The 12,861-nt window shown below is 32.4% G+C and carries 15 protein-coding genes and 5 tRNA genes; 4 read left to right on the top strand and 16 right to left on the bottom strand.

Going from position 1 to position 12,861, the window contains the following annotated elements; all coding sequences use genetic code 11:
* Positions 1 to 8 precede the first annotated feature (8 nt).
* The 12 genes from rplK to rpsU all read right to left on the bottom strand — a co-directional run bounded on the left by rplK (position 9) and on the right by rpsU (position 4,768).
* Positions 9 to 452, bottom strand: a complete 444-nt coding sequence (gene rplK / locus GYM72_RS07035; RefSeq protein WP_105298064.1) for a 50S ribosomal protein L11 — start codon at positions 450 to 452, stop codon at positions 9 to 11.
* A gap of 46 nt (positions 453 to 498) precedes the next feature.
* Positions 499 to 1,044 carry a transcription termination/antitermination protein NusG gene (gene nusG, locus GYM72_RS07030; RefSeq protein WP_105298063.1) on the bottom strand — a complete coding sequence of 182 codons (546 nt, stop codon included), beginning with the start codon at positions 1,042 to 1,044 and terminating at the stop codon, positions 499 to 501.
* 12 nt (positions 1,045 to 1,056) lie between these two features.
* The gene (gene secE / locus GYM72_RS07025; protein ID WP_105298062.1) at positions 1,057 to 1,263 is read right to left on the bottom strand and encodes a preprotein translocase subunit SecE; all 207 of its coding nucleotides are present in this window, start codon (positions 1,261 to 1,263) and stop codon (positions 1,057 to 1,059) included.
* Positions 1,264 to 1,277: 14 nt separating this feature from the next.
* Positions 1,278 to 1,350, bottom strand: a tRNA-Trp gene (locus GYM72_RS07020).
* 51 nt (positions 1,351 to 1,401) lie between these two features.
* A complete protein-coding gene (tuf, locus tag GYM72_RS07015) occupies positions 1,402 to 2,589 on the bottom strand; it encodes an elongation factor Tu (protein WP_105298061.1) in 1,188 nt (395 codons plus the stop codon).
* Positions 2,590 to 2,765: 176 nt separating this feature from the next.
* Positions 2,766 to 2,837: transfer RNA gene (locus GYM72_RS07010), tRNA-Thr, on the bottom strand.
* Positions 2,838 to 2,850: 13 nt separating this feature from the next.
* A tRNA-Gly gene (locus GYM72_RS07005) sits at positions 2,851 to 2,923 on the bottom strand.
* 81 nt (positions 2,924 to 3,004) lie between these two features.
* Positions 3,005 to 3,087: transfer RNA gene (locus GYM72_RS07000), tRNA-Tyr, on the bottom strand.
* Positions 3,088 to 3,097: 10 nt separating this feature from the next.
* A tRNA-Thr gene (locus tag GYM72_RS06995) sits at positions 3,098 to 3,171 on the bottom strand.
* Between the two features lie 131 nt (positions 3,172 to 3,302).
* Positions 3,303 to 3,593 (bottom strand): ribosome hibernation-promoting factor, HPF/YfiA family, encoded by a 291-nt coding sequence (gene hpf / locus GYM72_RS06990; protein WP_105298060.1) that lies wholly within the window; start codon positions 3,591 to 3,593, stop codon positions 3,303 to 3,305.
* A complete protein-coding gene (locus GYM72_RS06985) occupies positions 3,583 to 4,503 on the bottom strand; it encodes a tyrosine-type recombinase/integrase (RefSeq protein WP_220263910.1) in 921 nt (306 codons plus the stop codon). The genes hpf and GYM72_RS06985 overlap by 11 nt, the downstream gene beginning before the upstream one ends.
* Positions 4,504 to 4,573: 70 nt before the next feature.
* The gene (gene rpsU, locus GYM72_RS06980) at positions 4,574 to 4,768 is read right to left on the bottom strand and encodes a 30S ribosomal protein S21 (RefSeq protein WP_055425292.1); all 195 of its coding nucleotides are present in this window, start codon (positions 4,766 to 4,768) and stop codon (positions 4,574 to 4,576) included.
* 218 nt (positions 4,769 to 4,986) lie between these two features.
* Here rpsU and GYM72_RS06975 point away from each other — a divergent pair, with 218 nt between their 5' ends.
* The 3 genes from GYM72_RS06975 (at position 4,987) to lpdA (ending at position 8,813) form a co-directional block, all read left to right on the top strand.
* Complete coding sequence (locus GYM72_RS06975) at positions 4,987 to 6,525, top strand: glycine--tRNA ligase (protein WP_105298058.1); 1,539 nt, start codon at positions 4,987 to 4,989, stop codon at positions 6,523 to 6,525.
* A 175-nt stretch (positions 6,526 to 6,700) separates the two neighbouring features.
* Complete coding sequence (locus GYM72_RS06970) at positions 6,701 to 7,255, top strand: YcxB family protein (protein WP_220263909.1); 555 nt, start codon at positions 6,701 to 6,703, stop codon at positions 7,253 to 7,255.
* Between the two features lie 154 nt (positions 7,256 to 7,409).
* Positions 7,410 to 8,813, top strand: a complete 1,404-nt coding sequence (gene lpdA / locus GYM72_RS06965) for a dihydrolipoyl dehydrogenase (RefSeq protein WP_220263908.1) — start codon at positions 7,410 to 7,412, stop codon at positions 8,811 to 8,813.
* 175 nt (positions 8,814 to 8,988) lie between these two features.
* Here the strand turns inward: lpdA and GYM72_RS06960 are convergent, their stop codons facing one another.
* Complete coding sequence (locus GYM72_RS06960; RefSeq protein ID WP_220263907.1) at positions 8,989 to 9,405, bottom strand: helix-turn-helix domain-containing protein; 417 nt, start codon at positions 9,403 to 9,405, stop codon at positions 8,989 to 8,991.
* A 153-nt stretch (positions 9,406 to 9,558) separates the two neighbouring features.
* On the opposite strand from GYM72_RS06960, the gene GYM72_RS06955 reads away from it, so the two are divergent.
* On the top strand, positions 9,559 to 9,849 hold the full coding sequence (locus tag GYM72_RS06955; RefSeq protein ID WP_220263906.1) for a hypothetical protein: 291 nt from the start codon (positions 9,559 to 9,561) through the stop codon (positions 9,847 to 9,849).
* Between the two features lie 84 nt (positions 9,850 to 9,933).
* On the opposite strand, the gene bla is transcribed toward GYM72_RS06955, so the two are convergent.
* The 3 genes from bla to hisS all read right to left on the bottom strand — a co-directional run bounded on the left by bla (position 9,934) and on the right by hisS (position 12,817).
* Entirely contained in the window at positions 9,934 to 10,818 is an 885-nt protein-coding gene (gene bla, locus GYM72_RS06950; RefSeq protein ID WP_220263905.1) for a class A beta-lactamase, subclass A2, read from the bottom strand.
* 61 nt (positions 10,819 to 10,879) lie between these two features.
* Positions 10,880 to 11,314 carry a hypothetical protein gene (locus tag GYM72_RS06945; RefSeq protein WP_220263904.1) on the bottom strand — a complete coding sequence of 145 codons (435 nt, stop codon included), beginning with the start codon at positions 11,312 to 11,314 and terminating at the stop codon, positions 10,880 to 10,882.
* A 138-nt stretch (positions 11,315 to 11,452) separates the two neighbouring features.
* Entirely contained in the window at positions 11,453 to 12,817 is a 1,365-nt protein-coding gene (gene hisS, locus GYM72_RS06940; protein WP_220264966.1) for a histidine--tRNA ligase, read from the bottom strand.
* Between the last annotated feature and the right edge of the window lie 44 nt (positions 12,818 to 12,861).

Genomic DNA, 12,861 nt, shown 5'->3' with positions numbered 1-12,861 from the left:
TCCTACAATTAATTATTAAAGGGATTTTGCCCAGTTACTCTAATACCCATAGATCTTGCTGTACCTGCAACCATGCTAACTGCTGATTCTATAGTAAAGCAATTTAAATCTACCATTTTATCTTCAGCAATTTGTTGTACTTGGCTCCAAGTAACGGATGCTACCTTATCTCTGTTTGGTTCGCCGGAACCTTTTTTAGCTTTAGAAGCTGCTAAAAGTTGAACGGTTACAGGAGGAGTTTTAACTACAAAGTCAAATGATTTATCCTCATAAACAGTAATGATAACCGGTAATACTTGTCCTTGCTTTTCTTGTGTTCGGGCATTAAATTGTTTACAAAACTCCATAATGTTAACCCCGGCAGCACCTAATGCAGGTCCTACTGGAGGTGAAGGGTTTGCTTGACCTCCTTTCACCTGGAGTTTTACCATTTTAAAAATTTTTTTTGCCATTTTAATTTTTACTTAAAAATGTTTTATTTATATCTGTGGAAGCAGCCTATATTTTTTCTACTTGAGAGAAACTTAATTCAATGGGGGTTTTTCTTCCGAAAATCAACACCATCACATCTAATTTTCTTTTCTCTTCATTTATTTTTTCGATGGTTCCATTAAAACCGTTAAATGGTCCATCAATAACTTTCACGGTTTCACCAAATACAAAAGGAATGTTTACGGTATCTTCAGATTCTGATAATTCATCCATTTTACCGAACATTCTACTCACTTCGCTTCGTCTCATTGGAAGTGGATCTCCTCCTTTAGTAGCACTTAAAAAACTAATTACGCCGGGTATATTCTTTATAGTATGTGGTAATTCACCAATTAAATTAGCTTCAACCATAACATAGCCGGGATAATAGACTTTTTCTTTACGAATTTTTTTTCCGTTTCTAATTTGTACTACTTTTTCCATAGGTACCACTACTTGGCCAAGATTTTTTTTAAGATGTTCGTATCTTAAAACTTCATTTTCAATATACATTTTCACCTTAGATTCTTGCCCACTGATCGTTTTCAGTACATACCATTTCATTTCATCCATCGCTTCCTAATATTAAGATTTTAATCCTATTAATATAGAATAAATATTCTGAAGCGCTTTAGCAAAAATCCAATCTACACCAAAGCAGAACATAGCCAAAATGATCGATGTAATCGCTACAACAGTTGTTGAGGATTGCAGATCGGACCATTTAGGCCACTCGACGTGATCTTTAAATTCTTCTATTGCGCCCTTTAAATACTTAATGAGTCCGTTCATTTATTATTATTTTGCGCGGGCGGAAAGATTCGAACTCACGACCTTTGGTTTTGGAGACCACTGCTCTACCAGCTGAGCTACACCCGCTTAAAAAAGAAAGAACTTTAAGTTCTTTCTTTTGTTATGATTTTATTTAAATTAATCTAAAATCTCAGTTACCTGACCTGCACCAACAGTTCTACCACCTTCACGGATAGCGAATCTTAAACCGTTGTTAAGTGCGATTGGTTGGTGTAATTCAACTGTAATAGTTAAATTATCACCAGGCATTACCATTTCAGTTCCTTCCGGTAAAGTAATTGTACCGGTTACGTCAGTAGTTCTAACGTAGAATTGAGGACGGTAGTTATTGTGGAATGGAGTGTGACGTCCACCTTCTTCTTTAGTTAAGATATAAACCTCTGCTTTGAATTTTTTGTGAGGAGTGATTGAACCCGGTTTAGCGATAACCATACCACGACGGATATCAGTTTTTTCAATACCTCTTAATAATAATCCAACATTATCTCCGGCTTCACCTCTATCTAATATTTTTCTAAACATTTCAACTCCGGTTACAGTAGATGTTAATTTTTCATCTCCCATACCAACGATATCTACAGCTTCACCTGAGTTAATAACTCCGGCTTCAATACGTCCTGTAGCTACAGTTCCACGACCTGTAATAGAGAAAACGTCTTCGATTGGCATTAAGAATGGTTTATCTTGATCACGAACCGGTAAATCAATCCAGTTATCAACTGCTGCCATTAATTCATCAACAGTAGCAACCCATTTTGGATCTCCGTTAAGTGCACCTAAAGCAGAACCTTGGATAACAGGAGTGTTATCTCCGTCATAATCGTAAGAAGATAATAATTCTCTTACTTCCATTTCAACTAAGTCTAATAATTCAGGATCGTCAACCATATCCACTTTGTTCATGAATACAACGATTTTAGGTACGTTAACCTGACGACATAACAAGATGTGCTCTCTTGTTTGAGGCATAGGTCCATCTGTTGCAGCAACTACTAGAATAGCTCCGTCCATTTGAGCAGCACCGGTAACCATGTTTTTTACATAGTCAGCATGCCCCGGACAGTCAACGTGTGCATAGTGACGGTTTTCTGTTTGATATTCTACGTGTGCAGTATTGATTGTGATCCCTCTTTCTTTTTCCTCAGGAGCTGCATCAATTTGAGAAAAATCTCTTTTTTCTGCTAACCCTTTTTCTGCTAATACTTTTGTGATAGCAGCTGTTAAAGTCGTTTTTCCGTGGTCTACGTGACCGATTGTACCTATATTAAGATGTGGTTTGGTACGCTGAAAAGTTTCTTTTGCCATGATAAATATGTTTGTTTATATTTCCAAAAATGAGTGCAAATATACTCAATTTTTTTTAAATAACAATAGCTTATAAAAAATAAATACTTTTTTATAAACAACTGTTTTGTAAATATGTCTTTAAGAAAGTTTAGGCTTATTAATAAAATTTGTGATTGTATGTTTGGATAATTGAGAGCCAATGACGGGAGTTGAACCCGTGACCTCGTCCTTACCAAGGAAGCGCTCTACCCCTGAGCTACATCGGCTGTTAAAAAATTGAGCGGAAGACGAGGGTCGAACTCGCGACATTCAGCTTGGAAGGCTGACGCTCTACCAACTGAGCTACTTCCGCTTATTTTTTGATTACCTTTGTAATTCGGTTGCAAAGGTAGAATTTTTTTTTGAATTACAAAATTTTTTTTAATTTTTTTTGTGGGGAGAGGAGGATTCGAACCTCCGAAGGTAAAAACCAACAGATTTACAGTCTGTCCTCGTTGGCCGCTTGAGTATCTCCCCTTCAAAAACGAGCCGGTAGAGGGATTCGAACCCACGACCCCGAGATTACAAATCACGTGCTCTGGCCAACTGAGCTATACCGGCGTTAAATTTTTTATTTCAAAGAAAATATTTCGTTATTTTTCTAAGATCATTATCTTCGTCTAACGGATTGCAAAGGTAGATAAATTTTTAATATTTCCAAATTTTTATGAAAAAAAAATATGATTTTTTACCTACATTTTTTCTTTCCTTTTGAGTATCATCTTTTTAGCGGCTTCACAGGCTAAGTCAATACTTTCTTCAAATGTAGGGGACGTTTTTTTAGCTACTAATTCATCACCGGGAACTTCTAAAACGATTTCCGTAGTCTTATTTTCTTTATTTCCAACGTTTTCCAATTTTAGGAATATATTAGCATTGATTATTTTGTCGTAATATTGATCTAATTTTAAAACTTTTTTATTTAAAAATGCCAATAGGGTGTCTTGTGCATTAAAATTTACTGCTTGTACGTTAATTTTCATCTTTTTTATTTTTAAGCCCAAAAGGATGGGACCGGTTGAATACTTTTTTTAAATCTTCTATAGTATTATGAGTATAAACCTGTGTAGCTGCTAAACTACTGTGACCCAGTAATTCTTTTATGGAATTGATTTCAGCTCCGTTGTGTAAGAGATGGCTTGCAAAGGTATGACGAAGCATATGCGGACTTTTTTTATCCTTAGTAGTTACCATGCTAACATATCTATGAATCAGGTTATATACATACTTTTCACTTAAAATTTTACCGTTTTTATTGGTAAATAAATATTCATAAGGTATACCAAAATTGATTTTATAGGCTAGAAATGTATTTATTTGCTCTGATAATTTTTGAGTTATAGGAATTAATCTTTCTTTATTTCTTTTTCCTGTAACTCTAATCGTGTGATTTTTTAAATCGATTGTTGAAGTTTTAAGTTGCAGGAGTTCCATTCTTCTGATACCTGTTTGATAAAATATCTCAAAAATGAGATGGTTTCTAAGAGTTTCAAAGGAATCCGAGTTATCTTTTCCTGCCTCACAAGAATTTATATAAGTTTCGATGGAATAAATTTCATCTTCAGTGTAAGGGAGTAGAACTTTTTTCTTTTGTTTAAGATTTTTTAAGTGTATGGTTGGATTTATATCCAAATAACTAATTTTAAGCAAAAATTTAAAAAAGCTTCTTATAGAAGAAATTTTTCTATTGATGGATTTTTCCGATAAATTTTTATTGGATAGATAAATAATGAAATTCCTTAGTTGCTTGGCAGTAGCATGTTCTGCATCAGAAATGCTTTCAGATTCTAAAAGAAAGCTTTGAAGATCCAGCAAATCTCTTTCATAACTTTGTATGGTAAGAGGAGAATAATGTTTCTCTAAGGTAAGGTATTCAAGAAATTTTTGTAACATATAAAAAGCCTACTTTTCAAAATTAAAAATAATTTCGAAAAATAGGCTAATATTATATAGAAAAAGTTTCTTATGCTTCTTCTTGACTTTGCAATCTTTGTTTGTAAGCTGCTCTAATTACCTGTTGTCTTTTAGTAACAGAAGGCTTAATAAACTGTTGTCTTTTTCTTAATTCTTTAACAACACCGGTTTTATCGTATTTTCTTTTATATTTTTTTAGAGCTTTATCAATAGACTCTCCATCTTTTACTGGAATAATTAACATAATAACATCTCTTTTTTGTTCTTCATTTATTTTCGAAGTGCAAATATATGAAGATAATTTGCAAACGCAAATTTATTTTTAATATCAACGAAAGATTAGGTTGAATTATTGGATATATTTTGTTTTCCCTGATAGAGGTATATAACAGTTATAGGGTAATATCTCATTTTTTATAGTAAATTTGAACGTTGAATATAAATATCTAACCAAGTATATATATGAAATCTCAAGAAGATGTTTTAAAAAAGGTAGTTGCCCATGCCAAGGAATATGGGTTTGTTTTTCCTTCCAGTGAAGTTTATGACGGATTATCAGCCATTTACGATTACGGTCAAAATGGTGTTGAATTAAAAAACAATATTAAACAGTATTGGTGGAAAGCAATGGTGCAGTTGAATGAAAATATTTTGGGATTGGATTCTGCTATATTTATGCATCCTACTATTTGGAAGGCTTCCGGGCATGTTGATGCGTTTAATGATCCGTTAATTGACAATAAAGACAGTAAAAAGAGATTTCGTGCGGATGTTTTAGTGGAAGATTTTGCGGAGAAATTTGAAGATAAAGCCAAAAAAGAAATTGAAAAAGCAAGAAAACGATTCGGAGAAGCTTTTGATTTGGAACAGTTTGAGACTACTAATCCTAAAGTTTTAGAATATAGAAAGCAAAAAGCAGATATCTTACAAAGATTAGCTAAATCTTTAGAAACTAATTTAGCAGATACTAAAGCTTTAATCGAAGAACTGGAAATTGGTGATCCCGAAACAGGTTCTAAAAACTGGACAGAAGTTCGTCAGTTTAATTTAATGTTTGGGACAAAATTAGGCTCTACTGCTGATTCTGCTACCGATTTATATTTAAGACCTGAAACGGCACAAGGAATTTTTGTAAATTACCTAAATGTTCAAAAGACAGGAAGAAAAAAATTACCTTTTGGAATTGCACAAATTGGTAAAGCGTTTAGAAATGAAATTGTGGCAAGACAATTCATTTTTAGGATGAGAGAGTTTGAACAAATGGAAATGCAATTTTTTGTTCCTCCGGGCACTGAACTGTCTTATTTTAAAGAATGGAAAGAAAAACGTTTAAATTGGCATTTAGCTTTAGGATTGGGTAAAGATAACTATAGATTTCACGATCATGAAAAGTTAGCCCATTATGCAAACGCTGCCACCGATATTGAATTTAATTTTCCATTCGGATTTAAAGAATTGGAAGGTATCCATTCCAGAACCGATTTTGATTTATCGGCACATGAAAAATATTCCGGTAAAAAACTTCAATATTTCGATCCGGAACAAAATAAAAGTTATGTTCCTTATGTAGTGGAAACCTCTATAGGATTAGACCGAATGTTTTTAGCTCTTTTATCTAAATGTTTAAAAGACGAAACATTGGAAGATGGCTCATCAAGAGTTGTTTTAAGTTTGCCTCCTGCTTTAGCGCCTAATAAAGTTGCTATATTTCCATTACTTAAAAAAGATGGATTGCCGGAATATGCAGAAAAGATTTTCAATGATTTGAAATTTGATTATAATGTAATGTATGAAGATAAAGATGCCATTGGTAAACGATATAGAAGACAAGATGCTATCGGTACTCCTTACTGTATTACCGTAGACCATGATACGCTTTCCGATCATACTGTTACTATAAGAAACAGAGATACTATGAAACAGGAAAGAGTTTCAGTAGATTCCTTGCGCACTATTTTAGGAGAGAATGTTGAATTAAAATCTCTTTTAAAGAAAATATAACCAAAATATGCTTCTGTTACTAACGGGGCATATACTTATTCCTATCTTTCTTTACTAGTTACAATTATAAATTAATTTTATAATATAGGGAGATAGGAATATTTATTTATACATATTTAATTCTTACTTATTAAATCACTAACATAAATACGACGGATTTCATACATTTACAATTATGAAAGATTATACATATACTTATAAAATTTCAGCAGATGATTATCTTACTCATCAGCTTTTTAGTGCTTCGATGAATGAAATAGTAAAACAACAAAGGAAAAAAGGGCTACTTTTATGGACTTCCGCCTTTTTTGTACTTGCTGTAATTTTTGTTTTTTTAAAGAACTATGCATTAGCCGCTTATTTTGGAGTATTTGGTATTGGGTTTATATTTATTTATCCGATTTATTCTCGTTGGATATATAAAAGATATTATAAACGTTTTGTTTATCGAAATTTTAATAAAACGCAATTAGAAACCATTGGACTTACTTTTTCAACGGATGATATAATCCTTTCCAACGGTGAAAATGAAGGAAAAATTCCTATTTCCAATATAGAACTAATCTATGAAATTCCCTCGCATTTTTTTATAAAATTAGACAGGGGAAGAAATATTATTATTCCTAAATCTCAAATTGAAGCTATAGACTCACTTACTAAAACTCTTACTGATTTAGCAGAATCAAAATCGATTCCGTATAAAAGAATGTTAGATTGGAAATGGAAATAATTTCGATTAAGACCTTTTACTGTTTAACATATTTAATACATTATGTAAAGGTATAGGCTAAGTAATTTTAAATTTATAAAATTGTTTAAGTGAGATGTATAAATTGAATGTATATTTTTTATCTTTGAATTCCAACCTAGTAGAAAAATAAATCATGAGTAATTTCGATATAGTAATCATTGGATCGGGGCCCGGGGGGTATGTCTCAGCCATTCGTTGTGCACAATTAGGATTTAAAACCGCATTGGTAGAAAAATATTCCCATTTAGGAGGCACCTGTTTACATGTGGGATGTATTCCTTCCAAATCCTTGTTAGATGCTTCCGAGCTTTATGATAAAGCTTTACACCAATTTAAAGACTTTGGAATTGAAATTACTAAGCCAACGATTGATTTTAGCAGAATGATTCAACGGAAAAATGAAGTCGTTGAACAAATAGGTAAAGGAATCGATTATTTAATGGATAAAAATAAGATTACGGTTTTTCATGGTATGGGTACTTTTAAATCTCCCAATCAATTGGAAGTGAAAGATGAAAAAGGAAATATAAAAAACCTTGAAGCTCGATATTTCATCATAGCAACCGGTTCCAAACCTGCAAACCTTCCGTTTGCTCCCGCAGATAAAGAACGTTTGATCACTTCAACAGAGGCATTAAATCTAAAAGAAATTCCTAAGCATTTATTGGTTATCGGGGGAGGAGTTATCGGATTAGAACTAGGATCTGTATACAAAAGGTTGGGAGCAGAAGTGACCGTCATAGAATTTTTAGACCGGTTAATTCCTACAATGGATGGCGGTTTATCTAAGGAATTACTGAAAGTGTTAAAAAAACAAGGAATGAAATTTTCTTTATCCACTCAAGTTACCAAGATAGAACGTAAGGGAGATAAAATATTTATTCAAGCTGTGGAAAAGAACGGTAAGGAAATCATGTTTGAGGGTGATTATTGTTTAGTTGCTGTCGGAAGGAAACCCTATACTGAAAATCTTGGATGGGAAAAGGCAGGTATTGAATTGGATGATCAAGGAAGAATAAAAGTAAATGAACATTTGCAAACGAATATTCCGAATATTTATGCTATAGGAGATGTGGTTCGTGGACCTATGTTGGCACACAAGGCGGAAGAAGAAGGAGTTTTAGTTGCCGAACAGTTAGCAGGACAAAAACCTCATATAGATTATAATCTTATACCCGCTGTGGTATATACCTGGCCGGAAGTTGCAGGAGTAGGAAAAACAGAAGAACAATTGTTAGAGGAGGGGCGTAGTTACAAAATAGGACAATTTCCCATTCGTGCTTTAGGAAGGGCTCGAGCAAGTGGAGATACGGACGGATTTGTAAAAATATTGGCTGATGAGGCTACCGATGAAGTATTGGGAATTCATATGATAGCCGCTCGTGCCGCCGATTTAATTGCGGATGCCGTGACTTTATTAGAATATCGAGCATCTGCTGAAGATATCGCTAGAATGAGCCATGCACATCCTACGTATGCTGAAGCCATAAAAGAGGCTGCCTTGGAGGCTACCGAAAAAAGAGCAATTCACAGTTAAAATAGTTAGTTATAATATAACATTAGATTAAAAAACACTTTCAATATTTGAGAGTGTTTTTTTTATTTTTTATCAATTCAGATAAATAAAACAAATGATTTGAATAAAATCAGTAAAATAAAAAAAGAGATTTTAACACTAAAACCTCTTTAACTTTTATCTAAATTGAAATCCTTTATTTATTCAATAACTTTTCCAATAATTCATCTTTTTCTTTCAGCATGCGCTCATATAAAGCCTCCTTTTCGTTATAGAGTTCTACAATTTTATCTAAGGCGTTAAAATTACAATTGTAATTATATGAAAAAGGCGCTCCATTGTTATTTGTTACTGTGTCATTAAAAGTGTTGATATAATTAAAAGTTGCTTCGTCATTCATGTTTTTAATAGCATCAATCGGAACATTAAGAGTTTTGGCTACTTTTTTTAGTGTAGAATCATCGATAAATTCTTTTTGCTCAAGTTCAGAAACGGATTGTTGGGTAATATCCAAATCAATAGCGATCGCCTCTTGTTTAATACCTAACATTTCGCGCAATCGTTTGATATTTCTACCATGATGTGTTTTTTGAGGAGCAATATCTAATTTCATTATGTGTTACTATTTATTTATGTATACAAAAATACTAAAAATACGGCTAAAAATAATGTATTTGTGAAATACATCTCAATAATTGTATTATACAAGTAAATACTTGTAAAATACGATCTCAATAATGAGCTAATTTTGACAATATAATAACAAATGAGAATGACATATACTAAAGATTTTTGGCTTGATAAAGCGCGTCATTATTTACAATCTTCTCGTGGAACAGAGGATCTTGGATCGGGAGTTGCGTTTGAAAATTATGTGCAGTTGGGAGCTTTGCTTTACTCCATTATTCATATTTCACAAAAATCGTTGTTTTTTAGAGAAGAAAAATTAGAAGAAGAGGTGCGTACAGATATATATAATCTTTTGGATATAGCTAAAAAATTAATTCCACGTTCTGAATTGGAATTTTTGGATGAAATTAGAAAGGAAATAGCGTAATATCTAGTTATTGTTAGTTTTAAAAAACCGGAATGATTTTTAAAATTATTCCGGTTTGATATATGTAACTTTTTAAATGGAAAATTATTTATTTTTATAAAAATTATATACTACCTGAGAAATATCGGCAATCATTCGAGCATTGGTTTTATCATCTTCTTTGGAATCTTTAATAAATACTGCAATAGAATATTGTTTCCCATTGGGTAAATAAACAAAACCGATGTCATTATCGGCGGCTTTTAAGCCTTCCGGGTTTCGGGAAGAACTGCCGGATTTATGTCCAATTAAAACTTTTTTAGGTAAAAGAGCTTTTAACTTATCCGAACCTGGTTCAGATTCTGTCATTGCTTGGAATAAGAAATCTTTATAGTTTTTACAAAAGATATCTTTATTCATAAAAATATCCAATAAACGAGCAGCCTCCAACGGAGTCGTCCAATTTATATATTGGTTATTAAAATCTTTGCTCATTTCCTCTTCGGTTGCTTGAATGGAAAAATTTTTACTTCCTAGTGTACGTAAATACAGATCCGTCATTTTAGTACCGTTCATATAATAATATAAAGCATCAGAGGCGTTGTTGTCACTTTTCGAAACCGTATATATTATCAAATCGCCAATAGGAATAGTAAAATTACCTTCCGGGTACTCTTTTGCTAAAGGGCTGTAAGTATCTTTTTTTATGTCTGATTTTTTCAGATATAAATTGGATTCCAAAGAAAGTAAATTTTTGTTCATATAGTCCAACAAAGCAAGTGCTTGATGAAATTTAAAAACGCTCATCGCCGGATACTTTATATCGTTATTAACAGTTAACGTATCTTTTCCGTCAAAAATCACGGCCACACCCACAGTAGCTTTCTTATTTTTAGTAATGGAATGAATTTTTTTTTCTAAACTTTGCGTTTGCGCTTTTAGAATGCAAAAAGGCATTGAGAGAAAAAATAGTAATATAAAATATTTCATAAGATAAAGTTAAATGCTATTTTTTAAATAAAGAAATTATTTTTTATTTCATTAATAAAATCTATTTCTTAATCGCTTTCTTTTCTCTAATTAATTCATTTTTTTTATCTTTATATGTTCTCTCAAGTTCGTTTTTTTGAATTTTTATTTCATTTTTGCTTAATTGACGGTTATTCTCAATTCTTTCTTTATCTCTTTTATATCTTTCTTCTAATTGATCAATTTTAGCGTCTAATTCTTTTTTCTTTTTGTCGGCAAGCTCTGAGTGGCGATCGTATGCATGATCATGTGAGTTCGAGTAATTTAAATTATCTTGTTTTTGTTTAAGTGAAAGTTCACGTTTTTTTTGTGCTTTTTCATATCCGGATAAATTTTGATTTTTGCCTATCTCTTTATATTGTCTGCCGTATTCTTTATTCATTTCTTTTCTTTCGGATTGAGCAAAGGCAGATGTTGACAGCATTAATAGAAATGCTAAGGTTAAAAACTTGTTCATTATTATTTTGGTTTTATAAAATTAATTAACAAAGAAAACCAATCTAAAAATATGCCAGTTTTAAAAGCTTTTATGTGATTAATTACTAGTTACATAACTGTAATTTCGCGAATCATTTGATGATAAAATCCATTAAAGTTAAGATAAAAATTCTTCAATTTCATCAATAGATAAATTTTTCTGATCGCCTGTTTTTATATTTTTAAGTGTTACTGTATTCGTATTAATTTCATCTTCTCCATAAAAGGCTACAAAAGATATTTCCTTTTTTTCTGCGTAGGTGAATTGTTTTTGAAGTTTCGATTTTTCAGGATATAAATCACAAGCAATGTTTTTACTTCTAAGTTCTTTAATTAGTTTCAGTGCTTGAAGACATTCATTTTCACCGAAATTGAAAAAAAGAATTTGTTTTTGGTGTAACGTAGCCTCAGGGAAAAGATTAAGTTCTTCCATAACCAAATATATTCGGTCTAATCCGAAAGAAATACCTACTCCCGGCATGTTTTTAACGCCGAATATTTCGGTGAGATTGTCATATCGTCCACCTCCGCCAATTGATCCCATGGAGATATTTTTAGCTTTCACCTCATAAATAGTTCCGGTATAATAATCCAAACCTCGCGCTAGGGTCAGGTTGAAGACCATTTCCGCAGAGGTAAGTCCAATTTCTTTTACCCGATTGTAAATAAATTCCATCTCTTGAATACCTTCTTGCCCTATTTCAATATCTGTGAGTATATCTTTCAATTGCGAAATTTTTTCTTCAAAAGTTCCCGAAAGTTCAATAATCGGAATAAGTTTTTGTAAAGAATCTTGTCCAATGCCTTTAGTTGACATTTCTTCTAAAACTTTATCCAAACCAATTTTGTCCAATTTATCCAAAGCAACAGTAAAATCGATTAATTGATTTTCGATAGATGCATATTGAGCAATAGCTGCCAATAACTTTCGGTTGTTTATATGAATTTCAATTGGAATATGTAAATCCGAAAAAGCCGAATCATATAATAAAGTAAGATTTACTTCATGCCATAAACTCGCTGAACCGACAATATCGGCATCGCATTGATAAAATTCACGATAACGTCCTTTTTGAGGTCGATCTGCTCTCCAAACCGGTTGTATTTGGTATCTTTTGAAAGGTAGGGGAAGTTGCCCGTGATTCATGGCAACGTAACGCGCAAAAGGTACGGTAAGATCATACCGCAAAGCTTTTTCAGAAATGGAACCAATTATATTTTTTGAACTCCATTGAGACATATCCGGATTCTTTTTTTTCGCTTCAGCTAGAAAATCACCGCTGTTTAATATTTTAAAAATTAAACGGTCTCCCTCTTCTCCATATTTACCGGTTAATGTGTCTAAATTTTCAAAAGAGGGAGTTTCCAGCGGTTGAAAGCAAAATTTTTCAAAATTGGATTGTAACTTAGTAATTATGTATCTTCTCTTTTGTAATTCTTTAGCGGTAAAATCTCTTGTGCCTTTAGGAATTCCGGGTTTCATTTCTTTATGTCTTATTTTGAAAACAAAGGTATAGAAATGTTTTG

This window comes from Apibacter sp. ESL0404 (assembly GCF_019469245.1).
Classification (GTDB): domain Bacteria; phylum Bacteroidota; class Bacteroidia; order Flavobacteriales; family Weeksellaceae; genus Apibacter.
This window is presented reverse-complemented; position numbering and strand designations above follow the sequence as displayed.